General features: G+C 66.2%; 25 protein-coding genes and 1 tRNA gene. 15 read left to right on the top strand and 11 right to left on the bottom strand.

What is annotated here, in order from left to right; genetic code table 11:
* Nucleotides 1-13: 13 nt before the first annotated feature.
* Nucleotides 14-925: an alpha/beta fold hydrolase gene (locus tag ACFWBU_RS10040; RefSeq protein WP_296549892.1), complete on the top strand. Its 912-nt coding sequence runs from the start codon at nucleotides 14-16 to the stop codon at nucleotides 923-925.
* Between the two features lie 16 nt (nucleotides 926-941).
* On the opposite strand, the gene aroD is transcribed toward ACFWBU_RS10040, so the two are convergent.
* From aroD to ACFWBU_RS10020, 4 genes are all read right to left on the bottom strand, one after another.
* Entirely contained in the window at nucleotides 942-1,715 is a 774-nt protein-coding gene (gene aroD / locus ACFWBU_RS10035) for a type I 3-dehydroquinate dehydratase (protein WP_378528165.1), read from the bottom strand.
* 116 nt (nucleotides 1,716-1,831) lie between these two features.
* Nucleotides 1,832-3,484 carry an MDR family MFS transporter gene (locus tag ACFWBU_RS10030; protein WP_296550462.1) on the bottom strand — a complete coding sequence of 551 codons (1,653 nt, stop codon included), beginning with the start codon at nucleotides 3,482-3,484 and terminating at the stop codon, nucleotides 1,832-1,834.
* Entirely contained in the window at nucleotides 3,481-4,143 is a 663-nt protein-coding gene (locus ACFWBU_RS10025) for a TetR/AcrR family transcriptional regulator (protein WP_378528164.1), read from the bottom strand. Before ACFWBU_RS10025 ends, ACFWBU_RS10030 begins: the two co-directional genes overlap by 4 nt.
* Nucleotides 4,144-4,187: 44 nt before the next feature.
* Nucleotides 4,188-4,511: a hypothetical protein gene (locus ACFWBU_RS10020; protein ID WP_169622166.1), complete on the bottom strand. Its 324-nt coding sequence runs from the start codon at nucleotides 4,509-4,511 to the stop codon at nucleotides 4,188-4,190.
* 155 nt (nucleotides 4,512-4,666) lie between these two features.
* On the opposite strand from ACFWBU_RS10020, the gene ACFWBU_RS10015 reads away from it, so the two are divergent.
* The gene (locus tag ACFWBU_RS10015; RefSeq protein ID WP_378528163.1) at nucleotides 4,667-6,256 is read left to right on the top strand and encodes a hypothetical protein; all 1,590 of its coding nucleotides are present in this window, start codon (nucleotides 4,667-4,669) and stop codon (nucleotides 6,254-6,256) included.
* Nucleotides 6,257-6,260: 4 nt separating this feature from the next.
* Here the strand turns inward: ACFWBU_RS10015 and ACFWBU_RS10010 are convergent, their stop codons facing one another.
* The 3 genes from ACFWBU_RS10010 to ACFWBU_RS10000 all read right to left on the bottom strand — a co-directional run bounded on the left by ACFWBU_RS10010 (nucleotide 6,261) and on the right by ACFWBU_RS10000 (nucleotide 10,616).
* Complete coding sequence (locus ACFWBU_RS10010) at nucleotides 6,261-6,509, bottom strand: hypothetical protein (RefSeq protein WP_240952518.1); 249 nt, start codon at nucleotides 6,507-6,509, stop codon at nucleotides 6,261-6,263.
* Nucleotides 6,510-6,704: 195 nt separating this feature from the next.
* On the bottom strand, nucleotides 6,705-10,148 hold the full coding sequence (locus ACFWBU_RS10005; protein ID WP_378528162.1) for a proline dehydrogenase family protein: 3,444 nt from the start codon (nucleotides 10,146-10,148) through the stop codon (nucleotides 6,705-6,707).
* 60 nt (nucleotides 10,149-10,208) lie between these two features.
* Entirely contained in the window at nucleotides 10,209-10,616 is a 408-nt protein-coding gene (locus ACFWBU_RS10000; protein WP_169622169.1) for a hypothetical protein, read from the bottom strand.
* A gap of 172 nt (nucleotides 10,617-10,788) precedes the next feature.
* Here ACFWBU_RS10000 and ACFWBU_RS09995 point away from each other — a divergent pair, with 172 nt between their 5' ends.
* Nucleotides 10,789-11,619: a DUF1206 domain-containing protein gene (locus ACFWBU_RS09995; RefSeq protein ID WP_346765192.1), complete on the top strand. Its 831-nt coding sequence runs from the start codon at nucleotides 10,789-10,791 to the stop codon at nucleotides 11,617-11,619.
* 117 nt (nucleotides 11,620-11,736) lie between these two features.
* Here the strand turns inward: ACFWBU_RS09995 and ACFWBU_RS09990 are convergent, their stop codons facing one another.
* Nucleotides 11,737-12,192, bottom strand: a complete 456-nt coding sequence (locus ACFWBU_RS09990) for a tellurite resistance TerB family protein (RefSeq protein ID WP_169622171.1) — start codon at nucleotides 12,190-12,192, stop codon at nucleotides 11,737-11,739.
* 136 nt (nucleotides 12,193-12,328) lie between these two features.
* Between ACFWBU_RS09990 and ACFWBU_RS09985 the strand changes: the two genes are divergently transcribed.
* Complete coding sequence (locus tag ACFWBU_RS09985) at nucleotides 12,329-13,267, top strand: zinc-binding dehydrogenase (RefSeq protein ID WP_296550466.1); 939 nt, start codon at nucleotides 12,329-12,331, stop codon at nucleotides 13,265-13,267.
* Between the two features lie 39 nt (nucleotides 13,268-13,306).
* Here ACFWBU_RS09985 and ACFWBU_RS09980 read toward each other — a convergent pair whose 3' ends face one another.
* Nucleotides 13,307-14,002: a GAF and ANTAR domain-containing protein gene (locus ACFWBU_RS09980; RefSeq protein ID WP_296550467.1), complete on the bottom strand. Its 696-nt coding sequence runs from the start codon at nucleotides 14,000-14,002 to the stop codon at nucleotides 13,307-13,309.
* Nucleotides 14,003-14,230: 228 nt separating this feature from the next.
* Between ACFWBU_RS09980 and ACFWBU_RS09975 the strand changes: the two genes are divergently transcribed.
* The 7 genes from ACFWBU_RS09975 (at nucleotide 14,231) to ACFWBU_RS09945 (ending at nucleotide 21,055) form a co-directional block, all read left to right on the top strand.
* Nucleotides 14,231-14,572, top strand: coding sequence for a helix-turn-helix transcriptional regulator (locus ACFWBU_RS09975; protein ID WP_169622174.1), 342 nt, complete (start codon nucleotides 14,231-14,233; stop codon nucleotides 14,570-14,572).
* A 3-nt stretch (nucleotides 14,573-14,575) separates the two neighbouring features.
* Nucleotides 14,576-15,061, top strand: a complete 486-nt coding sequence (locus ACFWBU_RS09970; protein WP_296550468.1) for an SRPBCC domain-containing protein — start codon at nucleotides 14,576-14,578, stop codon at nucleotides 15,059-15,061.
* A 208-nt stretch (nucleotides 15,062-15,269) separates the two neighbouring features.
* Nucleotides 15,270-16,643, top strand: coding sequence for a bifunctional lysylphosphatidylglycerol flippase/synthetase MprF (locus ACFWBU_RS09965; RefSeq protein ID WP_378528161.1), 1,374 nt, complete (start codon nucleotides 15,270-15,272; stop codon nucleotides 16,641-16,643).
* 133 nt (nucleotides 16,644-16,776) lie between these two features.
* Nucleotides 16,777-17,628 carry a formate/nitrite transporter family protein gene (locus ACFWBU_RS09960; RefSeq protein WP_378528160.1) on the top strand — a complete coding sequence of 284 codons (852 nt, stop codon included), beginning with the start codon at nucleotides 16,777-16,779 and terminating at the stop codon, nucleotides 17,626-17,628.
* 71 nt (nucleotides 17,629-17,699) lie between these two features.
* Complete coding sequence (gene cynS, locus ACFWBU_RS09955; protein ID WP_169651459.1) at nucleotides 17,700-18,149, top strand: cyanase; 450 nt, start codon at nucleotides 17,700-17,702, stop codon at nucleotides 18,147-18,149.
* 229 nt (nucleotides 18,150-18,378) lie between these two features.
* Nucleotides 18,379-19,794: a glutamate decarboxylase gene (locus tag ACFWBU_RS09950; protein ID WP_169622178.1), complete on the top strand. Its 1,416-nt coding sequence runs from the start codon at nucleotides 18,379-18,381 to the stop codon at nucleotides 19,792-19,794.
* A 247-nt stretch (nucleotides 19,795-20,041) separates the two neighbouring features.
* On the top strand, nucleotides 20,042-21,055 hold the full coding sequence (locus tag ACFWBU_RS09945) for a zinc-dependent alcohol dehydrogenase (protein WP_169622179.1): 1,014 nt from the start codon (nucleotides 20,042-20,044) through the stop codon (nucleotides 21,053-21,055).
* Nucleotides 21,056-21,153: 98 nt separating this feature from the next.
* On the opposite strand, the gene ACFWBU_RS09940 is transcribed toward ACFWBU_RS09945, so the two are convergent.
* A tRNA-Gly gene (locus ACFWBU_RS09940) sits at nucleotides 21,154-21,224 on the bottom strand.
* A gap of 83 nt (nucleotides 21,225-21,307) precedes the next feature.
* Nucleotides 21,308-22,129, bottom strand: a complete 822-nt coding sequence (locus ACFWBU_RS09935; RefSeq protein WP_296550472.1) for an oxygenase MpaB family protein — start codon at nucleotides 22,127-22,129, stop codon at nucleotides 21,308-21,310.
* A gap of 83 nt (nucleotides 22,130-22,212) precedes the next feature.
* Between ACFWBU_RS09935 and ACFWBU_RS09930 the strand changes: the two genes are divergently transcribed.
* From ACFWBU_RS09930 to ACFWBU_RS09915, 4 genes are all read left to right on the top strand, one after another.
* A complete protein-coding gene (locus ACFWBU_RS09930; RefSeq protein ID WP_169618871.1) occupies nucleotides 22,213-22,848 on the top strand; it encodes a TetR/AcrR family transcriptional regulator in 636 nt (211 codons plus the stop codon).
* Nucleotides 22,849-22,893: 45 nt separating this feature from the next.
* Complete coding sequence (dcd, locus tag ACFWBU_RS09925) at nucleotides 22,894-23,484, top strand: dCTP deaminase (RefSeq protein WP_378528159.1); 591 nt, start codon at nucleotides 22,894-22,896, stop codon at nucleotides 23,482-23,484.
* A gap of 171 nt (nucleotides 23,485-23,655) precedes the next feature.
* On the top strand, nucleotides 23,656-24,801 hold the full coding sequence (locus ACFWBU_RS09920; RefSeq protein ID WP_378528158.1) for a glycosyltransferase family 4 protein: 1,146 nt from the start codon (nucleotides 23,656-23,658) through the stop codon (nucleotides 24,799-24,801).
* Entirely contained in the window at nucleotides 24,798-25,889 is a 1,092-nt protein-coding gene (locus ACFWBU_RS09915; protein WP_378528157.1) for a glycosyltransferase family 4 protein, read from the top strand. The genes ACFWBU_RS09920 and ACFWBU_RS09915 overlap by 4 nt, the downstream gene beginning before the upstream one ends.
* Nucleotides 25,890-26,072: the final 183 nt, after the last annotated feature.

The following is a 26,072-nucleotide window of genomic DNA, read 5'->3' as shown; positions in this document are numbered from 1 at the left end:
CATGCTGACGCGCATGGACGTCGAACGACCGAAGCTCGAAGGTACGGTCGCGGTCGGAAACGGTCGCCGTCTCGGTTTCGCCGAATTCGGCTCCGCGCAGGGACGCGCGGTGTTCTGGCTGCACGGCACCCCGGGAGCGCGCCGCCAGATCCCCGTCGAAGCCCGCGCCTTCGCCGAACGGGAGAACATCCGGCTGATCGGGATCGACCGTCCGGGGATCGGGTCGTCGACCCCGCACCTGTACGAGAACGTCCTGGCCTTCACCGACGACCTGGAGATCATCGCCGACACCCTGGGCGTCGATCGGATGGCGGTCGTCGGCCTCTCCGGCGGCGGTCCCTTCACGCTGGCGTCCGCGTACGCGCTGCAGGATCGGGTGGTGGCTGCCGCAGTGCTCGGCGGTGTCGCCCCGGTGGTCGGTCCGGAGGCGATCAGCAGTGCGCTGATGCGACTGGGAACGTTCGTCGCGCCGGTCCTTCAGGTGGCGGGCGCCCCCATCGGTACCGCACTGAGCGCCGGTATCCGGCTGGTCCGGCCCTTGGGGTCGCCGATCATCGACCTCTACGGACGACTCTCGCCGGAGGCCGACCGCCGTCTGCTCGCGAGGCCGGAGTTCAAGGCGATGTTCCTCGACGACCTGCTCAACGGCAGCCGGCACCGCATCTCCGCGCCGTTCGCCGACATCGTGGTGTTCACCCGCGACTGGGGCTTTCGCGTGTCGGACGTGAAGGTGCCGGTCCGCTGGTGGCACGGCGACAGCGACCACATCATTCCGTTCGAACACGGCCTGCACATGGTGGATCTGCTGCCCGACGCGGAGTTCCATCATCTGCCGGGTGAGAGTCATCTCGCCGGTCTCGGTGCCGCCCAGGAGATTCTCACGACGCTGATGAAACTGTGGGACGACGCGGACGCCGACCGGTAGAGGTGCCGGTCGGCGCCTACCGCGACCGCTCGAGGACGTCGAGCAGCGCGCGCAGTTCCGAGGCGTCGACCTGCCCGGGTGCCGATGCCGTGCCCACCATCCCGAAGGTCGCGGCGGAACCGAACACCTGACCGGCGATCCGGGAGACCACCCCCAGGCCACCCATCGACATGGTGATCAGCGGGCGATCCGCGTACTCCTCGTGCATGATGCGTGTCGCATCGAGCAGGGTGAGCACGTCGGCAGCGGACCGGGGCATCACCGCGATCTTGCAGATGTCCGCTCCGAGTGCCTGCATCGCGCGCAACCGCGAGACGATCTCGTCTTTCGGGGGCGTGGCATCGAAATCGTGGTTGGACGCGACCACCGCGACGTTCCGGGCGTGGGCGGACGCGACGATCCGTTTCACCGCGTGGCTCTCGCGCCGGTACTCCACGTCGATCAGATCCACGACACCGCTCTCCGCGAGCGCGATCGCCAGCTCGGCGTACGCGTCGTCGCCCGAGGTGGCCTGTCCGCCTTCGTGCGCGGTGCGGCAGGTCGCGAGCAGCGGCGTGGCACCGAGGGCGCCGGCGAGCGCGTGCGCCTGGGCGACCACCGACGCGGTGTCCTCGAGGGTGCCGAAGAAGTCGACCCGCCACTCCACGACATCGGCGACCTGCCCGGACAGTGCCTCGACCTGCGCGTGCAGTTCGTCCGGGGTCCGGCCGGTGACGGGCACGATGATCTTGGGTGTGCCCTCGCCGATCGTCACGTCCTTGACGCGGACCGGTGTGATGCTCCGACCCATGTGTCGCCTCCCGTTGCCTGCCCGCCGCGGCATGTCGCCTCTGGGCGTCCATTCGATCACGTGAGGTTCCGCGCGCTGCGCCGGACCTCTCGGTCCCTGGCGTGCGGAACCGGCCGCTACGAGCCCGGTGACGCCGGTGGTTCCGTCCGGTCGCCGGGGGCGGACACCGCCACGGTGTCGTGTTCGGCGGACGCCGTGCGCGCTGCTTCCGCGTCCTTCGCGCTGATCGCTTCGCCACGCGCCACCATGCCGGCTTCGTCGGAGAGCGGGATCTCCTTCAGGAAGCAGGCCAGGACGATGGCGACGATCAGGAACGGGATGAGGTACCAGAAGACGGGGGCGAGCGAGTCCGCGTAGGCGTCGACGACGCCCTGCCGCACCTCGTCGGGCAGTGCCTTCATGATCGCGGGGTCGAGGGTGGCGGTGGCCTGTCCGGCCTGCTCCGGATCGGCCCCCGCGGTGGTGAACACGTCGGTGAGCTTCACGGAGAGCTGGTTGGTGAAGATCGTGCCGAAGATCGCGACACCCAGCGCGGCGCCCACCTCGCGGAAGTAGTTGTTCGAGCTCGTGGCGGTACCGATCTCGTCGACCGGCACTGCGTTCTGGACGACGAGGATGACCACCTGCATGATCAGGCCGAGCCCGAGTCCGAAGACGAAGAGCATCGAGCAGATCACCCACAGTGGTGTGCTGCCTTGCAGGGTGGTCAGCCACAGCATCGCCAGCGCGGTGATCGAGGCCCCGGCGATCGGGTACATCTTGTAGCGCTGCGTCTTGGTGATCGCGAGGCCCGAGCCGATCGAGGTGATCAGGAGGCCGACCATCATGGGCAGCAGCAGCAGGCCCGATACCGCCGCGGAGGTGCCGGACGACATCTGCAGGAACGTGGGCATGAACGCGAGCGCTGCGAACATACCGAGACCGAGCACGAAACCGATCGCGGTCGCGTTGACGAAGATCGAATTGCGGAACAGCGACAGCGGGATGATGGGGTCTTGTGCCCGGGATTCGACGAGCACGAACAGGCATGCCATGGCCAGCAGGCCGATGCCGAATGCCCAGGTGAGCGGGTCGCTCCAGCCGCGGTCCGCGTCGCCGCCGAAATCGGTGAAGAAGATCAGGCAGGTCGTCGCGAGCGACAGCGTGATCACACCGAGAATGTCGATGCGCTTGGTGGGCTTCTTCGTCGGCAGCGTGAGCATGAACCACGAGATCAGCAGCGCGACGATGCCGACGGGAATGTTGATGTAGAAGCACCATTCCCACGTCAGGTGATCGACGAAGAACCCGCCGAGCAGCGGGCCACCGACGGCGGAGAGACCGAAGATCGCGCCGAGCGGACCCATGTACTTGCCACGTTCGCTGGCGGGAACGATGTCGGCGATGATGGCCTGCGACAAGATCATCAGGCCGCCGCCTCCGGCGCCCTGCAGAGCGCGGAAGACCACGAACGTCCAGAAGTCGTCGGTGAACGCGCAGCCCGCCGACGCGAGGGTGAAAATCGCGATGGCGATCATGAACAGGTACCGGCGGCCGAAGACGTCGCCGAACTTGCCGTAGACGGGCATCACGATCGTGGTGGCGAGCAGGTATGCGGTGGTGATCCACGCCTGGTGCTCGACGCCGCCGAGCTGGCCCACGATGGTGGGCATCGCGGTCGAGACGATCGTCTGGTCGAGGCTCGCCAGCAGCATGCCGGCGATCAGGGCCGAGAAGATGATCCAGATTCGGCGTTGGGAGAGAACCAGTGGTTCTGCGGTAGAGGTCACCGTATTCCTGTCGGGTCGTGGAGGTCGAGAGGGTGTTCGAGCAGCCGCTGGGCGCATCCGATGTCGCGTTCGAGCAGGTCGCGGAACGGTGGGCTGTCGGGCGTGCGGAAGAACTCGTCGACGGCGTCGTGAATGAGACCGGCGACGAATCGCACGGTGACGCGGACGAAGGGGTCGTCGGCGGAGAGCCCTTCGCGTGCGGCGATCAGTTCGGCGAAGTCCTGCTGGTGCGACTCGCCCAGCGACATCATGCGGGCGAGCAACTGAGGTTCGCTGCGCACGATCTCGCAGCGGAGTCGATGTTGTTCCCGAGTGAAATCGTTGCGTTCGAACAGTGCAACGGCGAGCCGCGCGATATCGCGCAGCAGGGCCGGCGAGGAGCCGGGCCCGGCGCGGTCGCCCCCCGCCACGAACTCGTCGCGGTCTTCCGGGGTGAGTGCTGCAGGCGGGTTGCCGAGCACCGCATCCTCTTTCGAGGCGAAGTAGTTGAAGAAGGTTCGCCGCGACACGCCGACGTGTTCGCACAGTTCCTCGACGGTGAAGCCGGCGAGACCCCGACGGGCGGTGAGTGTGCGTGCGTGCTCGACGAGCGCGGCGCGTGTCCGCTGCATGCGACGGGTCCGGGCACCCTCGTCGATAGAAATTGCACTCTCGGACACGGAGTGCATTTCTACCACCTCCGCCCCGCAGTCGCACCCTCGCGTCAGTCGAGCCAGGACCTGACCGGCGGCTTGACCCACATGATCTTCTCGTCGGGGTGGGTGCGCGTGGCCGAAGGATGATCCGGGTGCTCGTGCGCCCATGCGGTCTTCTCGTCGAGCAACTGCGCCACGAGCGCCCACGTTTCCATCGTGCGCGGCGGGTGGGCGTCTGCGGCTCGTGCCAGCCGCCTGCGCGTGTCGTCGGACATGGCCAGCAACTCCGCGCCGGTGACACCGCGGTTCCAGGTGTAGCGGGCGAGGCCCACCGCCTTCTCCCGGCGATTCTTTTCAGCGCGGTCGGTGTGGGCGAAGTCGGCGCTCGTCATCCACCCTCCTGCTTCTCCGTGTCGGTGGCCGTGCGGCCACGATGGTCCCGTCCAGTCTGCATACTCTCGCGCACCGGCGACACCTCACCGCACCCTTGACAGACCTCACGCACGCGGCCCACGCTCGACGGACGACACACCGAGGGGGTGGCCCCGTGTCCGCACAGGCCGCGTTGCCGGAGGGAACCCCGGACTCTGTCGTGGCACAGGCCCAGCGCGCTCCCCGCCCGCCGGTCTTCGATCCGACCGCCGGTATCGCCGTCGACCGCCCGACCCCGCGCGGGGTTCCGCCCCATCGGCTCGTCGCCGTCGGCGACTCGCTTCTCCAGGGATTCCAGAGCGGTGCGATCTACCGGACGGAGGTGTCGGTACCCGCGATCGTCGCCTACGAACTGGGCATCCTTGCGGCCTTCCGGTATCCCCGCTTCGGAGGACCCGGGGGGCTGCCACTCAACGTCGAATTGTTGTTGCGCCGGCTCGAGGATCGATACGGGGGCCGTCTCGACGTGTGGGAACTTCCGACGGCCTTGTTCGCTGTGCGCGGGTTCATGGACGAGGTCGAGGACTACTGGGAGCGCGGCCCGGGTGCCGAGGCGCCGATCGTGGCCGGCTACAACCACAATCTCTCCTGCTACGGCTGGGATCTGCGGGACGCGCTGGAGAAGACCGCGGCACACTGCGAACGTGCGCTCGCGACCCCGCGGGACAACCTCGTCGACCAAATCGTCGAGAACAATGCGGAGCGCGCCGCTCTCAGGGTCTATCCGCGCTGGGACGAGCAGCGTCGTCACGAGACCGTGTTCGACGCCGCGCGGGCGCTCGGTGCCGAGCACGACGACGGCACCGATGCCGGTATCGAGACGCTGGTGGTCTTCCTGGGCGCCAACAACGCCTTGCGCGCCGCCACCGAACTGCGGGTCGTGTGGAGCGGTGAGGACTTCCGGCAACTCGAGCGCACCCGCGACGCCACGATCTGGACACCGGAGCACTTCGACGCCGAATTCGCCGAGGTCGTGGCGCGACTCCGGACGGTCGAGGCTCGTCACATCATCCTGTGCACCGTCCCGCACGTCACCATCGCGCCGATAGCCCGGGGGATCGGCACGAAGTCAGGGTCACCGTACTTTCCGTACTACACCCGGCCCTGGATCGACGAAGGCCGCTTCGACCCTGCTCGCGACGAGCACCTCACGGGTGCGCAGGCGTACGCGGTCGACACCGCGATCGACCTCTACAACATCACCATCACGGAGGCAGTCGCCGATGCTCGCCGGGGCGGTCTCGACTGGTACCTGCTCGACTCTGCGGGAATCCTCGACCGTCTGGCCGCGCGCCGCTACGTCGATGATCTCGCGGCGCGTCCGGAGTGGTGGACTCCGTATCCGCTGCCGCCGCTGCTCGCCGCTCTCATGCCCGTCCCGGACACCCGGTTCCTGTCCGCGGACGGGAACGGCGGACGCGCCACGGGCGGCTTGTTCTCCTTGGACGGCGTGCATCCGACGACTGTCGGCTACGGCATCCTCGCGCAGGAGATCGTCGACATCATGGTGCGAGCCGGCGTGGAGTTCCGGCATCCCCGCGGTGCGGTGCGCGAGGGTCGCGTCGAAGTGGATTTCGCCCGGTTGCTCCGCAACGACACCCTGGTGCAGGCGCCTCCGCAGAATGTCGACTCGTCGCTGTCGGTGCTCGGTTGGGCGGACCAGGTTCTCGATCTGTTCCGGATTCGGTGGAACCTGGGGATCTGACCGGTCAGGTCAGGTTCACGACGTGTTCCTGTGCCGCGAAGGCGGCCTGTAACTTTTTGCGGGACAGCCCTTTCGGTCCGCACGCGCATCCGGACGGAATGCCGTCGTCCTCGAACTGCGTCGCCTCGAGCGTGTCGACGAACTCGGAATGGAGCTTGTCGCCGTGGTGACCGGTCGCTTCACGGTCGCGGTTGCCACGCCCGCCCGGTCCGCTCTTGGACACGACCACCGGGCCCGCGGAAGTCTCGTACACGGCCGCGATGGTGTGGCCGGCGGGACACCGAACCTTCAATGCCGCCTTTTCCGTGCGATTGGGACCTAATTCCTTCACAGCCGCCAACGCCAATTTCCGGCGTTCGGTGGGGGGTGTCGTGGCGATATCCATGCTCCTATTGCACCTCAGATCCATTCGTTCCACAGGGCTTCCGGTCAATCGGACGGGGCGAACTCAGATGATCTCGTCGGTGAGGTGGTGGAGGGTGCCGAACCGGTGTGCCGTAATCGATACCGATTGTTCGAGAAGGAAGGGCAGCATCTCCACCCGACCGGACTCGGTCACAGGGTGATCCCAGACCGGCACGTCGCAACGGCCACCGAGGCGCTCTGCGACAGTGCGGGGCTCTCCACCGATCATCCGGACGCGCACCGAGTCGCCGGAGCAGATCCGATCCAGCCACTCCGCGTCGGTTTCGGTGACACTCTTTTCGATCATCTGCCCGGTTGCCGACAGGACGGCGCGTGGAATCTCAAGAGCGGAAGACACTTCCACTTGCGCACCGGTGCGTGCCGCCGCGCCGAGTACCCTCACGAAATCTACCGGGTTTCCGTCCTCGCCGAGTCGGACGCACACCCGCGCCGGAAGATAACGGAAGAGGTTCCGCTCCACGACGAGGCGGCTGACATCCTTCGGGACGCCGAACTCCGAACGCCATACGCGGGCGTCATCGGCGAACGCCCGGCGCAGCATCCCCGAATCGGTGCCGGTCCATTCTCGAGACGCAGTCAGGAGACGGCCGACGACCGCCTCGGTGGCTCCGTCGGCAGCAACGGCGTCGACGGCCTTGTGCGGCAGCGACTCCCATGAACCGAACCCGAAGAGGTACTGGGGACCGCCCGCCTTGAATCCCGCGCCGACCGACGACTTCTTCCAGCCGCCGAACGGTTGCCTGCGCACCACAGCACCCGTGATCCCGCGATTGACGTACACGTTCCCGGCCTCGACGCGGCCCAGCCAGCGGGCGATCTCCGCGGTGTCGAGCGAATGCAGACCGGCGGTGAGCCCGTAGTCGACTTCGTTCTGGATGTCGATCGCCTCATCGAGGTCCGCCGCGGTCATGATTCCCAGCACAGGACCGAAGAACTCGACCAGATGCGTGCGCGACCCGCGTTGCACGCCCTCGCGCACGCCCGGAGTCCACAACCTGCCCTCGTCGTCGAGCCGACGCGGTGCCGTCAACCACGATTCGCCCGGTTCCAGTGTGGTGAGGGCGTCGAGCAGCTTCCCGTGCGCAGGTTCGACAAGCGGCCCCATCCGGGTACGCGGGTCGTGCGCCGGCCCGACAGTGAGCGACGTGACGGCGTCGACGAGCTGGTCCCGGAACCGCCGTGACGATGCCACCGACCCGACGAGGACGACGAGCGACGCAGCCGAGCACTTCTGCCCCGCATGGCCGAACGCCGACTGCACGATGTCGCGCACCGCGGCGTCGGGATCGGCACTCGGCGTCACCACGATCGCGTTCTTGCCGCTGGTCTCGGCCATGAGCCGCAGTCCGGGCCGGAACGATCGAAATCGCTCTGCGGTCTCGTAGGCACCGGTGAGCACGACCCGGTCGACGCGAGGATCCGAGATCAGTTGCGTGCCCAGCGAGCGTTCTCCCAGGTGTACGAGGTGAAGAACGTCGCGCGGCACCCCGGCTTCCCACATTGCCTCGGCGAGTACGGAACCGCAGCGTGCGGTCAGGGCGGCGGGCTTGAGCACGACCGCCGACCCCGATGCCAGCGCCGCCAGCGTCGACCCTGCCGGGATCGCTACCGGAAAATTCCACGGCGGCGTGACCACGGTGAGCGCCGAGGGCACGAAGCGGGCTCCGTCCACGGCTGCGAGATCGCGCGCCCGGTCGGCGTAGTAGCGGGCGAAGTCGATCGCCTCGGAGACCTCCGGGTCGGATTCGTCGAGAGTCTTGCCGCCCTCGGCCGCCATGATCTCCAACAGGTCGGCGCGACGCGCCTCGAGCCTCCGCGCGACACGTTCGAGCACCGTCGCCCGGTCCGCGGCGCTGCGCGCGCCCCAGCCGCGCCCGGCGTCCGCCGCTGCCGCCACGATGGCGTCGAGCCGATCGGACGACGTCACCGTGTGGGCGCGCACGAGGTCCGAGCCGAGGCAGGAGGAGGGAACCCGTTCGAGGATCGCCCGCCCCCAGGCCAGATTCCGGGGCAGCGACGGGTCGGTGTCCGCGGTGTTGAAGAAGCCGTCGCCGTCCGCGGCGTCCGGAACCTCGTGGCGGTCCTGTCGCCGATTCGGCTCAGGGACTCGTTCGTCGAGCGCAGCGACCGAATCCCGGAATCGCTGCGCCTCCCGCTCGAACAGCGACGGATCGTCGCGCAGATCGAACACGGCCGACATGTAGTTGTCCTGGCCCGCGCCTTCTTCGAGCCTGCGCACCAGGTACGACAGCGCGACGTCGAACTCCTCGGGATGCACGACGGGGGTGTAGAGCACCAGACCACCGACGTGGCGGCGCACCACGTCGGCCTGGTTCTGCGCCATGCCCAGGAGCATCTCGAAATCGACCCCGTGTCGCACGCCGTGTCTGCCTGCCAGGAGCCAGGCGTAGGCGATATCGAACAGGTTGTGCCCGGCGACCCCGATCCGGACGTTGTCGATCCGTTCGGGTGTCAGCGCGTAGTGCAGCAACCGCTTGTAGTTCGTGTCGGTGTCCTGTTTCGTGCTCCAGGTAGCGAGCGGCCAGCCGCGCAGCGCCGCCTCGACGCGTTCCATCGGCAGATTTGCGCCCTTGACCACGCGCACCTTGATGGGAGCGCCGCCGCGGGCACGCCGAGAGGCGGCCCATTCCTGGAGCCGGATCAACGCGGCGAGCGCATCGGGAAGATAAGCCTGGACGACGATGCCGGCCTCGAGGTGCAGGAACTCGGGCAGGTCCAGCAATCTCGTGAAGACCGCGATGGTCGGTTCGAGGTCGCGGTATTCCTCCATATCGAGATTGACGAACTTCGGTGTGGCCGACTGTGCCGCGAGCCGATACAACGGCGTGAGCCTGTCCACGATGTCGGTGACGGCCTCGTCGAACCCCCACGCGGCGTGCGGGGCGATGGTGGCGGAGACCTTGATCGACACGTAGTCCACGTCGTCGCGCGCCAGCAGCGTCCGTGTGCCTTCGAAGCGGCGGGCCGCTTCCTTGTCGCCGAGCACCGCTTCCCCGAGCAGATTGAGGTTCAGCCGCACACGACGGCGCCGGATCACGGCGAGGGCACGTCCGAGCCGCCGGTCGGTCGCATCGACGAGCAGGTGCCCGACCATCGCCCGCAGCGCACGGCGCGCGACGGGTACGACGAGGTGGGGGAACTCGGGACCGAGCGTGCCACCGGCACGCAACGCCAGTCGCAGATGAGAGGGAAGGAAGGAAGGTACCTCGCGGGAGAGTTCGGCCAGGTTGTGCGCCGCGACCGTCGGGTCCTCCGGACGGATCACCCCGTCGACGAAACGGACGGTGAAGTCGAGGCCGTGCGGATCCTTCAGCACACCCGCCAGCTGGCGGCCTGCCCGGTCGGGAGTCGAGGTGGCGGACTCTTCGATCCAACGGCGGGCGAGCGTGACCGCATCGTCTGCGATCGCCCCGGGTGGATACGGTGCGTGCGTGCTCTCCGTCATGGCTGCACTCCGATCATCGACCGCCCCCACGGTGGCACGGGGCGGTCCGGCTCCGGACGGCTAGCGTTTGCGGAGCCCGTCGAGCATCAAGGTCAAGCCGCCGCCCAGCATCCAGACGTCCTTGGCGAGCGCCAGTCCGTCCTGGGTGGGGCGCGGGTCCCCTTCCTCGTGCATGCCGGGGGTTTTCCAGTACATCGCCATCATGCCGCCGCCGAAGGCCGTCAACGCCGCGCCCGCCAGGAAGGACGGAACGACGGGTGCCAGTAGCGCTGCACCGATCCCGATTTCGGCGGTCGACAAGGCCGTACCGAACGTTGTCGGACGCCACTGCTTGACGAAGGGGAACGCCTGCGAGGCCATGCCCTGCAGTGCCTCCGCATTCTCAGCGGGAAGATTCCGTTTTCCCAGTCCCGAGTTGAGGATGAATGCACCGGTGGCAACTCGGAGCGGGATATGAGCAATTCGCACGACGAACCTCCGTGGTCGGCTTCGATGCTGCTCGCCAATCTACCGACTGCGAGTCGAATGCGTTTGATCTCCGAAGGCTTCGGGCATACCGGACAGGACAACGAGCGCAGGTTGATGAGCATCGGGTGGGCGAGCGAAGCCGGCCGCGCGGTGCCGGAGGATGGGTGGACAAGTGACAGGGCAAATTTCGACTTCGAGGGGCTCCTCGGTAACGGGGCGGCTCTCACGGAATCATTGGTTCGAGCGACTCGCCCGCGCGGGTTACGTCGGTAGTGGGCTGGTGCACCTGCTGGTGGGCTACCTCGCGATCCGCGTTGCCCTGGGCAGCAACGAGGAGGCATCACAGTCGGGCGCTCTGGCCGAAATCGCGGCCAAGCCCGGCGGCAAGTTCCTGCTGTCCGTCCTGTGCGTCGTGCTCTTCGTATTGGCCCTCTGGCGTCTTGCGGAGGGTGTGCTCGGCGGGGCGGCGCACTCGTCGTCGGCCGGCCAGGACAAAAAGGACGAGACGTTCGGCCGGATCAAGGCCGTCGGTGTCGCTCTCGTGTACTTCGGTCTGGCCTTCACGGCATTCGGGTATGCGCGTGGTAGCGGCAAGTCGAGCGGTGAACAGAGCTCCGGTATCACCGCGCGTCTCCTCGAGTCCGGCGGCGGAAAGTTCCTGCTCGTCGTTGCTGCTCTCGTGATCATCGGTGTCGGCCTCTACCACATCTACAAGGGCGCGACGAAGAAGTTCGTCGAAGACCTGAAGGGCAACACGAGTTCGTTCGTCCGCGGACTCGGGATGGCCGGTTACATCGCCAAGGGTGTCGCCGTCACGCTGATCGGCGGTCTCGTGATCGCCGCGGTCTTCCAGGCCGATCCGGAGAAGGCTTCCGGTCTCGACGCCGCGTTGAAGACGCTGGGTGCGCAGCCGTTCGGGGTGTTCCTGCTCATCGCGGTGGGCCTCGGGCTGATCATGTACGGCATCTACAGCTTCGTCCGGGCACGCGACGCGAAGATGTGATGCGTGCGGCGGCCGAAGCCGCCACGAACGAGAACGCTCGACCGGGTCGGCCCGGTCGAGCGTTCTTTTATGCGTGCGCCCGGATCGAAGGGCGGCGGATCCGCAGGTGTACTGCGGTCAGAGGTCGAATTCTGCCGGGTTGATGCCGACCGCATGCGCAGCGCCCCGCACCGCGGCCTTCTCATGATCGTCGAAGAATCCGTCGGCACCGCCGATGATGATTCCGATCTGGATCACGGCACGCGCTTGATCCTGCTTGGCCTTGAGCTTCGCGATGGTGGCTGTGGCCTCCACCTTCCCGAAGTCGAAGTCGGACTCGAGCTTGCTGCAGTACCAGTCGAACTTCTCACGAAGTTCGGAGGGCGGGAAGACCGACAGGACGTCGTTGCTCATGATGAGCGCGGCGGTCTTCTGCCGCTCGCTCGGATCGATACTGCCGTCGGCAGCCGCGATCAGCGCGCACATGGCCATGCTCGCGTTCGCGAATTCCTTGTTCCGGAACTGATCGCTCTTGGTCTTGAGCTGACCGCTCAGTTCGGTGGTCTTGGCTTTGAGTTGATCCCAGAACGCCATCGTTGCCTTTCATAGATGAAACCGTCGAAGTCCACTCTGCCATCACGGCGAACGCCCCTGCTCCAACGAGCGGATGTCTACGGTGGAAAGAAGTCGGGCGCACAGCTTCGGCCCGATCCGACGGAAAGGTGCAGCAATGAGGGCATGGCAGTTCGAAGGATCCGGTAAACCGATCGCATTGAACGAGGTACCGGAACCGACGCCGGGTCCCGGAGAGGTCGTCATCGACGTCAAGGCTGCGGGCTTGTGCCACAGCGACATCATGTACATGGAGGTCGGGGAAGGGACCATGCCGTTCCTGCCGATGACCCAGGGGCATGAGAATGCCGGGGTCATCAGCGCCGTCGGTGACGGGGTCGAGGGCTGGAAGGTCGGCGACGTCGTGGGCGTCTGTTCCTCCGGAGTGCGCCCGCCGCTCGGGATGTTCACGCCCGGTGGGTTCGCCGACAAACTCGTCGCCGATGCCCCTGATCTTGCCCGTGTGCCGGAGGGGCTCGACCTGTCGCTGGCGGCCCTCGCGACCGATGCGGGAATGACGTCCTATCACGCGATGATCAAGGTCGGCCACGCCAGCACCGGAATGAAGGTCGGTGTCATCGGGTACGGAGGACTGGGCCAGATCGGTACTCGCGCTGCGGTACTCGCGGGCGCCGAGGTGCATGTCGCCGAAACCAAGGAATCCGTGTGGGATCTGGCCCGGGCGGCAGGCGTCGCCGATGTCGTGGGCGATGCCTCCGAATGGGCCGGCAAGGGTTTCGATCTCGTGGTCGACTACGCGGGCTTCGACACTACGCAGAAAGCTGTCGACGCCGTGAAACGAGGGACCGGAACAGTCGTCCAGGTCGGCCTTGGGCTCCCGACCTTCACCATCCAGTCGGCGTCGATTCTCGGCAAGACCCTTGTCGGCTCGCTGGGAGGAACCGTTCAGGACATCGAAGAGGTGTTCGGCCTGTTGCTCGATCGTGAAATCGAACCGGCCTACACGGACATCGCGTTCGAGGAGATCGGCGCGGGCCTGGAACGGCTGCGTCGCAACGAGGTTTCCGGCCGCCTGGTCGCACGTTTCGGCGACTGAACCACTCCGTGACGGCCGATGCGGCCGGGTCGGGGAATGTCAGCGGGGCTCGGGGCCGAGATCTACTATGCGCTGGGAGATCTCGGCCACGGGTACGTTGGATTCCTGCGACAGCGCAACCATCATGTCGAATGCACGCTCGGCGTCGACGGCGTAGCGCTCCATGAGCATCCCCTTCGCTTGACCGATCAGATCTCGTGATGCGATCGCCGAGTGCAGTTGCTGCCGACGCTGGGCTCCGACGATCGCGATGGCGGCATGAGCGGCAAGTACCTCACCGAGGTAGATCGACTCGGCGCCGAAGACGTGCGGGCGTCCGGCGAAGAGGTTCAGAGCACCGGCTTGATCGTTGCCGGTGTAGAGCTTGAACGACAGGACGCTCGATACACCGGCTTCCACTGCGGCAGGAGCAAACTTCGGCCATCGCGAGTCGACGGCCAGATCGTCGGCCCGAGTGAGCAGTGCATCGTGCGCGGCGTCGACGCACGGCCCCTCACCCAGTTGCGCTTGGAGCGAGTCCATTTCGGCTGGCATCCCCGACGTGGCAGCCCGCGATTCGAACTTCTTGCGACCGGTGATCGTCAGAATGTCGGCGCTGTCGGCGCCTGGGACCAACTCCACCGCGGCCGTGGTGACGTGTCGCAAAGTGCTGTCGAGGTCGGTACCTCCGGTGTCGAGTGATCGCGCGAACTCTGCCATCGCCCGGCCGAGGCTGTCGTGATCGAACGCGTTCATCTCAATGCCCCTGCCCGATCGGCGGCCTCGGTGTGCACGGATGCGCATCGAGACGCCGCAGCGCCCGCGCAGCGCGCGTCGTCAGGTCCACACTAGCCCCGCTCTTCGGCTGCGACCCTCGAGTTCCTGTATCCCTTTCTGCCGAAAGAGAGAAACTGCTGGCAGTGGCCGCAAGAAAATCGCGCCGACCCATTGCACCTACAACCAGATGGTTGTACGTTTGGAGTCGTGAACGGAGACGACGAGGACCGGGCCGACGCCCTGTTCCACGCGCTCGCAGACCGCACCCGCCGCGACATCATGCGCCGGGTGCTGGCAGGAGAGCGCTCGGTCTCCGCACTCGCGGCGCACTACGACATGAGTTTCGCCGCGGTCCAGAAGCATGTCGCCGTGCTGGAGAGAGCCGGTCTGCTGACCAAGCGTCGCAGCGGCCGGGAGCAGCTTGCCAGAGGCGACGTGGAAGCGGTGCGGTCGGTGGCCTCGATGCTCACCGAGCTGGAACAGATCTGGCGTGGCCGTATCGCGCGCATCGACGAACTGATCGCGTCCGACTCGACCCAGGAGGAATGAGTCATGCCTGTGACAGACATTCGCAAGGACACCGAGAACCTGAGCCTGACGATCACCGCGGACTTCGCCGCACCGGTGGAGCGCGTCTGGCAGATCTACGCGGACCCGCGTCAACTGGAAAAGGTCTGGGGGCCTCCGGAATATCCCGCGACATTCGTGGACCACGACCTCTCGCCCGGGGGACGCATCACCTACTTCATGTCCGGCCCGGAAGGGGAGAAGTACCCGGGATACTGGGAGGTCACCGCGGTCGACGAACCGACGAGTTTCTCCTTTTCCGACGGATTCGCCGACGCGGATTTCAATCCCGATCCCACCCTGCCGGTGTCGGTGAACGTGTACACCTTCACCGAGCACGACGGAGGCACCCGGGCGACGTACGTGAGCACCTACGAGTCGGCGGAAGCACTCGAGAAGGTTGTGGACATGGGGATCATCGAGGGCTCCTCGTCGGCGATCGGCCAGATCGACGATCTGATAGCTGCCTGAACCAGCGAAAGGCAGTGCGCCCGCTCGAACCGGATCCGGTTCGAGCGGGCTGCTGCCGTGCTGAGCGAGCACAACCCCCGGCGTCGCGCCGGATACGCCGTGTCGGCGCTGTCGAGCGCTCCCTCTTCATCCGAAACCGCGGAGCGGGGGATTCATCCGGCATACGGTCGTAGGGGCGCCCGATGTCCCGGAGAATCGAGAGACACCCATGACGACCCTGCAATCCGCCGCTTCTTCTGCGACACCCGGCGCGCAGCGTGTCGGACTCCGTTTGTACCTACTCGCGATGATCCTGGTCGAGATCTCGGCGTATCGGACAGGTAGGGGCACAGCGCTGATCGTCGCCCTCGCGGTGGCGATCGCGTTCGTCGCACGCGGGGTCTGGCTGCGCCGTCCCGTGACCCGTATGCACGCGGCAGCGGCCTTGCTCTGTCTGCTGGTGGCGGGTCTCGCGTATGCCTGGGGACACAGTCATGTCGCGTTCGTCGCTATCGCGGTGTCGGGGCCCGTGCTGGTGCTTCCCGTGGCGAGCAAGCCGGAGCCGGAGGAGGAGGGTCGGATCGCCTCGCTCGTGCGGGAGTCCAGCGGCGACCCTTTGGCGCCGTTCGCGCTCAATTCGACCAAGTCGTACTTCTACAATTCCGGCCGCACCGCCGCGATCGGGTATCGGACCCGCGCCGGCATCGCGGTGGTGTCGGGCGACCCGGTGGGCCACGCGCCGGCGTTCGACAACCTGCTGTCGGATTTCTCGCGCTTCGCTGCCGACCGGGGATGGCGGGTGGCTGTTCTCGGGGCCAGTGAGACCACCGCCCGGTTGTGGCAGGCGGGCGGTCGGGGTCGCCCGCGCCTGAGGTCGGTGTGTATCGGGTGCGACGTGGTCGTCGACGTCGGACACTTTTCCCTCGTCGGCAGGCGTTTCCGCAATCTGCGCCAAGCGGTACACCGCAGCGAAAACGCGGGAGTCACCACCGAGATCGTCGCGGAGAGAGACCTCTCTCCGGAAGTGCGCAGTCAACTGCTCGAGATCGTGTCCCACGCTCGCTCCGGTCACCAGCGCCGGGGCTTTTCCATGATCCTCGACCATCTTCTCGACGGGACGTACCCGGACATGATGATCGTCATCGCACGCGACCGGGACATGGTTCCCGTCGGGTTTCAGCGCTACGGTCTTGCGCATCACGGTGACGAATGGAGCCTGGACGTACCGTGGCGCAGTCCGCGGGCACCGAACGGCACAGACGAGCGGATGGCCGTCGAGGTCATCGACCACGTCCGGAGCGCTGGCGGAACGTCGGTGTCGCTGGCATTCGCCCCGTTCCCGGACTTGCTCGGCCCGAACGGCACGGGCCGGTGGCGGGCGGCGGTGCGCATGGTGCTCCGCCTCGGAGACTCGGTCATCGCACTCGAGTCGCTGTATCGGTATCTGGACAAGTTCCACGCAGGAGCGGACCGGCGGTTCGTCCTGTTCAAACTGCGGTACCTCCTGCCGGCAGCGTTCGCGATGCTGACCTTCGAATTCGTTCCTCACCGCGAATACAGCGCCCCCGCGACACCCGGCCGTAGTCCCGGCCTACCGCGCTAGCGGACACGCACGGGCTCACGCTGTGCCGGACACCCGTGCGAGGAAAACGTAACGCCGCGTTTCTCCGATCGGCACCATGCCGGACACACACTGCCGACACGCTTGCCCGGCACTGTCCGACCAGGAGGTTGATGTGTCCTACGTTCCCCCCGCCGAACTCGCTCGCTCGATGGTCGACGCCGGCCAGAGCAAGGTCCTCATGTCCACTCGGGACACGCTCATCCGTTCCTACATGGGCGGTGCGATCCTCGCGCTCGCGGCCGCCTTCGCTGTCACGGTCACCGTGCAGACCGGCAACGCACTGCTCGGCGCGGTTCTCTTCCCGGTCGGCTTCTGCATGCTGTATCTGCTCGGATTCGACCTGCTCACCGGGGTATTCACGCTTGCTCCGGTCGCCTACATCGACAAGCGTCCCGGCGTGACGGCAGGTGCGGTCCTCAGCAACTGGGGTCTGGTGTTCCTCGGTAATTTCGCGGGCGCGTTCACGGTCGCCGTGATGATCACCTACATCCTCACCTACGGGTATTCCATCCCGCCGAACGATGTGGCCCAGCAACTCATGCACATCGGTGAAGCGCGCACCGTCGGTTACGCCGAGCACGGCGCGGCAGGCATGATGACCCTGTTCCTGCGCGGCGTGCTGTGCAACTGGATGGTGTCCACCGCTGTGGTTGCCGCGCTGATGTCCAAGAGTGTTCCGGGCAAGGTCCTGGTCATGTGGATGCCGATCATGTTGTTCTTCTACATGGGCTTCGAGCATTCGGTGGTCAACATGTTCCTGTTCCCCTCCGGATTGCTGCTCGGTGGCGAATTCTCGCTCGGCGATTACCTCGTATGGAACGAAATCCCCACGGTCATAGGTAATCTCGTGGGAGGCATCGTTTTTGTCGGCGCCGTGATCTACGTGACCCACATGCGCACCGCTCCCAAGCGGGGAGCCGGAACCGACACAGAAACCGCCGAATCGGAACTCACGCCGGCCTGAGCAGGCATCCGTCCCGACAGCAGCGGGCACTACGCCCGCTGCTCCGACAACGACATCGACAGGGAGTACCCATGAACCCCATCCTTCCGAAGGCCGACGCTGCCGCAATTGTCGACGCGGCCAGAATCCGGCAGGGACTCACGTGGGCGGACCTCGCCGAACACCTCGGCACCCCGCTGGTGTGGACGACAGCCGCCCTCCTCGGGCAGCATCCGCTCAGCCCGGACCAGGCGCGGCTCGTGTGTGAACGACTCGAGTTGAACGACACCGTCGCCGAAAGTCTTGCACTGCAACCGCACCGCGGTTCCTCACCCGAGGTGATGCGCGATCCGACGATCTACCGCTTTTCCGAAGCGCTCTCGGTGTACGGACCGGCGCTCAAAGCGCTCATCCACGAAGAGTTCGGTGACGGCATCATGAGCGCGATCAACTTCACCGTCGACATCACGCGACGTCCCGATCCGGACGGCGACCGCGTCGTTGTCACCTTCGACGGGAAGTTCCTGGACTACCGCTGGTAAGCCGCCCCAGGAAGGTTCGCCAAACAGCTAGGGAGTCTGCACGTCTGTCATCTCGGACGCTTTGCCGGTTCGGTCCGTTTCGGTTTCGCTGATTTGGTTCTTTCCCGATTCTCCTGTTTCCCGCCGCGATACGATTGCATGCCATAGGTGCCTGGAACTGTAAGGAACAGGTATGGCTGTCCGGTCGAGGTTCGGTCGTACTGTCCCATCCGCATTCTGAGGGGGAGTCATGTCCGAACCGGCCGATCCCACCGACTTCCGCGGACGCGGTGTCGGCACCAGCGATTCGATCTCGGCCAATCCGGTGTTCGAGCGGCCAGGAGAGGCCACTGAACTCCCGAAAAACCGTATGCCGCAGTCGGAGTCGTATCCCGACACCGCCTACCAAATCGTGCACGACGAGGCGATGCTGGACGGCAACGCGCGCCTGAATCTGGCCACGTTCGTCGGCACGTGGATGGACGACTTTGCCGTTCGTCTCTACACCGAGTCCGCCGACAAGAACATGATCGACAAGGACGAGTATCCGCAGACGGCGGCCATCGAAACACGGTGCTGGACAATGCTTGCCGATCTGTGGAGCGCGGCCGATCCCGACAACGCCATCGGAACGTCCACGATCGGTTCCTCCGAGGCGTGCATGCTCGGCGGGCTGGCACTCAAGCGGAGGTGGCAGAAGCGCCGGCGCTCCGAGGGCAAATCCACCGAGGCGCCGAACCTCGTGCTCTCGAGCGCTGTTCAGGTGTGCTGGGAGAAATTCTGCAACTATTTCGAAGTCGAAGCACGGTATGTACCCATTACCTTGGAGCACAGAACCCTCGACGGGCACGAACTCGACAAGTATGTGGACGAGAACACCATCGGCGTCGTTGCCATCATGGGCGTGACCTATACCGGAGCGTACGAACCTGTTGCCGAGATCAGTGCGGCACTGGATCGCATCGCCGCCGACACCGGCGTCGATGTCCCGATCCATGTCGACGGCGCGTCCGGAGCGATGATCGCGCCCTTCTGCCAGCCGGACCTGGTGTGGGATTTCCGGCTCGACCGAGTGGCGTCGATCAGCACGTCGGGCCACAAGTACGGCCTCGTCTATCCGGGTGTGGGCTGGGTGGTCTGGCGGGACAAAGCGGCGCTACCGGACGAACTGATCTTCTACGTCAGTTACCTCGGCGGCAGCATGCCGACCTTTGCGTTGAACTTCTCACGTCCGGGTGCGCAGGTGCTGTTGCAGTACTACATGTTCCTTCGCCTGGGGTCCGACGGTTACACGCGAGTCCAACAGGAGTCGCTGGCAGTCGCGCAGTATCTCGCGCAGGAAATAGCCAAGCTTCCGGCATTCGAACTGTGGAACGACGGCTCCGACATTCCGGTGTTCGCGTGGATGCTGAAAAAGGGTTACACCGACAAGTGGACCCTCTACGACCTGTCGGACAGGTTGAGGATGAAAGGGTGGCTCGTACCCGCGTATCCCATGCCCGACGACCTCGCGGACGTCACGGTGCAGCGGATTGTCGTCCGCAACGGTTTGAGTCACGACCTCGCCACCGCGCTTCTGGCCGAGATCAAGACCGAGGTCGACTTCCTCGATCGGCTGGAGACTCCGATTCCACGTGAAGGTCAGCCGGTGCTGTTCCACCATTAGTCGGCCCGCTCGTCGCTGCGGGAGCGATGCACCATGGGCGTAGAGCGGTCCGTCGTCGCGAACGGGGAGGGTGCCAACTGCATACCGATCCGTGACCGAGAAGCCTGATATCCCGACACCTCGTGGTCGAGGATGGAGACACGACGCCGGGAGAAGGATGCACGCTCTTCGGGTTCGGGGAGCATGCGGGCTCTCGGGGTCGAACGGCTCGTGGATGTGCGGGCCCGCCCACCACAGGAGAATCGCGATGAAAGCAGCAGTCGTCACCGATTTCACAGCACCGCTCGAGATCCAAGATCTGCCCGTGCCGGATCCCGGACCCACCGACGTGCTGGTGAAGATGGAGGTCAGCGGTCTCTGTCACACCGATATCCACGCCGCACACGGTGATTGGCCGGTGAAGCCGTCGCCGCCGTTCGTGCCCGGCCACGAGGGCATCGGCCGTGTCGAGGCGATCGGGTCGGAGGTGACCGATCGCGCGGTGGGGGACCGGGTTGCCATCGCCTGGCTCGGATATGCGTGCGGCGCCTGCCGATACTGCATCTCCGGCTGGGAGACGTTGTGCGAGAACCAGCGCAACTCCGGGTACTCCGTCAACGGTAGTTTCGGTGAGTACGCCGTACTCCCTTCTGCTTTCGCGACCCCCGTTCCCGATGGCGTGTCCTCCGTGGACGCGGGTCCGCTCACGTGCGCCGGAGTTACGACCTACAAAGCGGTGCAGGTGGCGCAGGTGCGTCCCGCCCAGACCGTCGCGGTCTTCGGCATCGGCGGACTCGGCCACCTGGCGGTGCAGTACGCCAGAATCGCAGGTGGCTTCGTGATTGCCGTGGACGTCTCCGACGACAAGCTCGAGATGGCGCGGCGTCTCGGCGCAGACCACGTTGTGAACGCCAAGGCAGAGGACCCGGTAGAGGCGATTGCCCGGCTCGGTGGAGCGGATGTGGCTCTTGCGCTGGTGGCCTCGGCCGCGTCCTTCCAGCAGGCCTACGCCTCGCTGCGTCGAGGCGGGCGCCTCGTGTGCGTGGCGCTGCCGGCCGGTGATGCGTCGCTGCCGGTGCCGATCTTCGACACGGTCCTTGGCGGAAAGTCCGTCATCGGTTCGATTGTGGGGACGCGCAACGACCTGGCCGACGTCTTCGCGCTGCACGCAGCCGGGCGCACCCAGGTCATCTCCGAAACGCGTCCGCTGGAATCGGTGAACGAGTCCATCAGCGATGTGCTGAGCGGAGCCGTGCCCGCACGTGTGGTGTTCGAATTCTGACCGCGCGCTGCCCACGCGCTGAGCGGGTGCAGCGTTGAAGGCCTGAGGACGAAGACGGCCCCGGCGACGCGATGCGTCGGCCGGGGCCTTCGTTTCTGAGCCGATGACGGGAATCGAACCCGCGTATTCAGCTTGGGAAGCTGATGTTCTACCATTGAACTACATCGGCACGCTGGGCTTTTGCCGGTTTTCACCGGCTCCGCTCAAGCTAGGAGCAAACTTTAGCAGACTCCCCGATCGGTCGCTGCACCCCTACACGAGGGTCTGTCCCTTCCTGATCCGCCGGCGCATATCGGCGAGAAGGACGCGGTACGGCAGTTCGCGCAGCGCGACCGGCAGTCGCTTGTTCACCGCGCCGAGCGCCTTCATGAGACGTTCGAAGCGCCGTTGATCGCGGGGCGTCCACGCCATGAGCATCTCGTCGCGGAACCGCTGCGGCAGGTAGCCCGCGGTGAAGAACAGGTTGAGCCGGCCGAACAGGAACGGGATCGGCTGCGGCAGGAATTCCATGCGTGCGATCGACAGCAGGTGCTCCCGCACGACCGGATCGATGCGGACGTTCTCGAGCCCTTCCTTCCAGTACTGCTCGAAGGCGTCGCGGTCCTTCGGCCACTTCGACCGAGGGACCTGCAGCGTGGTCCCGAAGGCGGCCCCGCGCTGGTAGAAGTAGTCGACGGCGTCCTCGGGGATCGGCCCGTAGAGGGAGCGGTGGACGTCTTCGAAGCCGCGGTAGATGCACGCGGCGACCCACAGCTGCAGTTCGTGGTCGAAGGCGTTGTATTTCACGGGACTGGCGGCGGTCGACCGGACCTGCGCGTGGGCCTTGTTCACGCCGTCGCGGAAGAGCCGCTTCTCGTCGTCGGTGCCTCGTGCCGCGACCGCCAGGTAGGTGAGGGTGGTGCGGGTGCGTTTGAGGGGGTGATCGAACAACCGCCCGGATTCGACGCGGCTCTCGAAGACGCCGTAGCCCACCTGGGGCCAGGAGAGTTGCATGATGATGTTCGCCGCACCCGCGGCGAGCCCGAGACCGTCCATGGTGTCGTCCAGACCTGCGGGTTTCTCGAGGATCGTCATCGTGCTCCTTGTCGGCCGACTCAACTGAACACGAATGTACTCAGATATGCGCGTCGCGTAAAGAGGTCTGAGAAGATGGGCGCATGGCAACAGGACGGCTCTACGGCGGACGCGCGGGTGAGGAACGGCAGGCCGATCGCCGGGCTCAGCTCATCGAAGCCGCGCTCGACATCCTCGGTGGAGCCGACGGCGAACCCGTTTTGTCGGTCCGCGGCGTCTGCAAGCGGGCAGCCTTGGCATCACGGTACTTCTACGAGAATTTCGCGGACCGCGACGAGCTCACCGGAGCGGTGTACGACTACGCGGTGCAGCGGATCGCGGAAAGCACTCTTGCCGCGGTCGTCGGTGCGCAGCCCGGCGACGACCGCGCGATCGTCCGCGCCTGCGTCGAGAACATCGTCCGCGAGATCGGCGAGGACCCGCGGCTCGGGCGGATGCTGTTCTCCGTGAGCCAGGCCAATCCCCAACTCGCCAAGCGACGCCTCGCTTCGACGCGAATGTTCGCCGGGCTCGTCACCGCCCAGGCCGAGAACATCTACTCGATCACTCACACACCCCGCCTCGACCTGGCCGCGCACTATGTCGTCGGGGGGCTCGCGCAGGCGATGACCGCGTGGCTCGACGGCACGGTTCCCCTGGACGCAGACGACGTGGTCGAGCAGTGCACCGAACTGCTGCTCACGATGTCCGCACAACTCCGGCAGGACGCGGAGAGCTGACGACGTCTTCGTCGCCGATCTTCGGTGGTTGTTAACCTTTACCCCGTGCTCCTCTCCGATCGTGACATCCGCGCCCAGGTCGCCTCCGGGCATCTCGGTATCGACCCCTACGATCCGGAGCTCGTGCAGCCGTCGAGTGTGGACGTCAAACTCGACAGCCTGTTCCGTGTCTTCAACAACACCCGCTACACCCACATCGACCCCGCCAAGCAGCAGGACGAGCTGACGACGCTCGTGCAGGTGCCGCAGGGAGAGTCGTTCGTGCTGCACCCCGGCGAGTTCGTGCTCGGATCCACCACGGAGCGGTGCACCCTGCCCGACGACCTCGCGGGCCGCCTCGAGGGCAAATCGTCACTCGGGCGTCTCGGGCTGCTGACCCACTCCACGGCCGGCTTCATCGACCCCGGATTCGACGGTCACATCACCCTCGAACTGTCGAACGTCGCGAACCTGCCGATCACGCTGTGGCCCGGGATGAAGATCGGCCAGCTGTGCCTGTTCCGTCTGACGAGCCCCGCCGAGAATCCCTACGGCAGCGCAAAGGTCGGATCCAAGTATCAGGGGCAGCGTGGCCCGACGCCGTCGAAGGCGTATCTGAACTTCGTTCACGAACATCCCGACGCCCGTCCCAGCTGAGCGCGGCGCGAAATCGCCACGCCGCCGCTTCCCGTGGACGACAGGAATGCGATCGGAGAGGCGGGCTTCGCGGTCGGCCTTCGCCGCACCATGTCACGGCTGTAACGGGCAACCTCCCGATTTCGATGGCTCGATCGGGAGGGAACGGACGAAACGGAAGGTCGTGAGTGCGTGGGAGCACCGCTGAAAGCGCTGTTCGTGAACGAGAACATCGGTGGCCATGCAACTGTGCACTACTCCCTGCGCCGTGCCTTCGCCGAGCGCGACGATGTCGAGGTCGAGTTTCTCGACGCGGGCGGGCCTTCTCTGCTCGGCCGGATCATGCGCGCGCCGATTCCCGGCCTCGGACGGCTCGATCTCGACCTGCAGGCGTTGCGGGGACAACTCGTGCATTCGCGCGGACTGCGCCGCCGGCTACGGGAACGCCTTGCGGACGGCGACGTCGATGTTCTGCACGTCTACACACAAAACTGCATGCTCGGCTCTGCCGACATGGTGCGTGGACTCCCCACTGTGGTCACGACCGACAGCACCAACGAACTCAATGCCTACCTCCTGCCCTACCGCGCGGCGACCCGGTTCACCCGCCTCGCCGTTCGGGCGGCGGTGCGTTTCGAGCAACCCGTCCTCGACGCGGCGCTGACCGTTGTCGCGAACGGCCGTCGTACCGCGGCGTCGCTCACCGGGCCGACGTACGGCCTGTCGGACGACAAGGTCACGACGATGGCCCCGGGAATCTGGTCGCCGTTTCTCACCGGCGAGAGAGCGCTCCCCGATCGCACGGGGCGAGCGCGACCGACCATCGTCTTCATCGGCACCAGCATGGAACGAAAGGGTGGCAACACCCTGCTGCGCCTGCACCAGAAGCACCTCGCCGACGTGTGCGATCTGGTTCTCGTGACCAAGGATGCCGTGCCGGCCGGTCGCGCCGTGACCGTGATCGACGACCTCACCAGCGGTGACGACCGGTTGTGGGACATCCTCGCCGACGCCGACCTCATGTGTTTCCCGTCGGGAATGGATCAGGCTCCCAACGTGATTCTCGAAGCGGGCGCCGCGGGACTGCCCGTGATCGCCTCGACGGTGGGATCGATTCCGGAAATGGTGGTCGACGGCGAAACCGGCCTGCTCGTCGACCACGACGACGAGGACGCGCTCCTCGCCGCGATGCGTCTGCTGCTGGCCGATGGAATCCGCCGTCGCGAGATGGGCGCTTCGGCCCACGAGCGCATCGCCGAGCACTTCGATATCCGGACCACGGCCCACCGTCTGACCGAACTGCTGTACGAGGCGCACGGGTCGGTCGCTGCGCGGTGACCGACCCACTGCTTTTCGTCGCACACACCGGGCAGCGATCGGGCGCGGAGAAGGTCATGCTCGCGCTGATCGACCACGCACTGAGCGAAGGACGACGCGTGATCGTGGCATGTCCCGACGGGCCTCTCGCCGACGCTCTGCCCGGCGAGGTGGCGCGACTGGTGGTACCGCTGCTCGGGATGCAGGGACAGCAAGGTGTCCGTCGTGTGCTCGGCCTGGCATCTCTTCCCGTGAGGTGGGCGAGGGCTGGAGCCCGGATCCGCCGCGCACAGTCCACGGAACATGCTCGAGTCGTGTGTAATTCGTTGTTCGCGCTGCCGGCGGTCTCCCTGGCCGTCGCCGGAACCCGGCGCGCCGGACGCGCGGCATGGCTCGTACACGACACCCTGTCGTCTCGACGTCAGATCCTCGTCGCCCGACTCGGCCGACCAGGCGTCGGCACCGCTGTCGCCGTGTCGTGTGCGACGGCAGAACCCGTCCGGGCACTGGGATTTCGCACGGTCGTCGCTCGTAACGGTGTATCCGTCGGCGAGCGTCGCCGCGACCTGGCGGGCCCAGGCGCATCGCGCGTGGGCATCCTGGCCTCGATCACCGAGTGGAAGGGGCACCGGATTCTTCTGGAAGCGGTCTCCCGCATTCCCGATGTCCGGCTGGATATCGCGGGCACGCCGTTTCCCGGCGACGAGGCATTCCTCGACGAGTTGCGCACCCGTGCTGCGATGCCCGATCTGCGTGGACGCGTCGTTTTCCTCGGGCATGTCCCTCCCGCGCAGGTGCTCGATACGTGGGACGTCCTGGTCTCGGCGAGCACGTCACCGGAAGCGGGGCCCCTCGGAGTGTTGGAGGCCATGGCGCACGGCGTGCCGGTACTGGGCACCGATCACGGCGGCACGGCGGAATATCTCGCAGACGGCGCCGGTGTGCTGGTGCGGCCCGGTGATCCGGAGGCTCTCGCCGAGGCGCTGACGCGCCTCCTCGACGACCCGGTAGCGCGACGCGAGATATCCGATATCGCCCGGCAGCGCGTCTTGTCACTGCACGATATCGACCGAACGCTGCCGGACATGGCGTCCGCGCTGTGGGCATGAGTGCGGCCCGGCGCTCCGAGCAGGGGTACCGGCTCACGGAAGGCGCTCGCGCAGCGTGTCCTGAACGAGGCACTGTGCCGTCACACGCTGTTCCTGCCCTTTTCCGGTGTACTCGCGAGTAGCAATCGCATCGGGATAAAGTCTCTTCCGTTGCCCTCACATCCCATCGTGCGGGCGACTGCG

The organism is Rhodococcus sp. NPDC060084 (assembly GCF_042730335.1).
GTDB lineage: Bacteria > Actinomycetota > Actinomycetes > Mycobacteriales > Mycobacteriaceae > Rhodococcus.
This window is presented reverse-complemented; position numbering and strand designations above follow the sequence as displayed.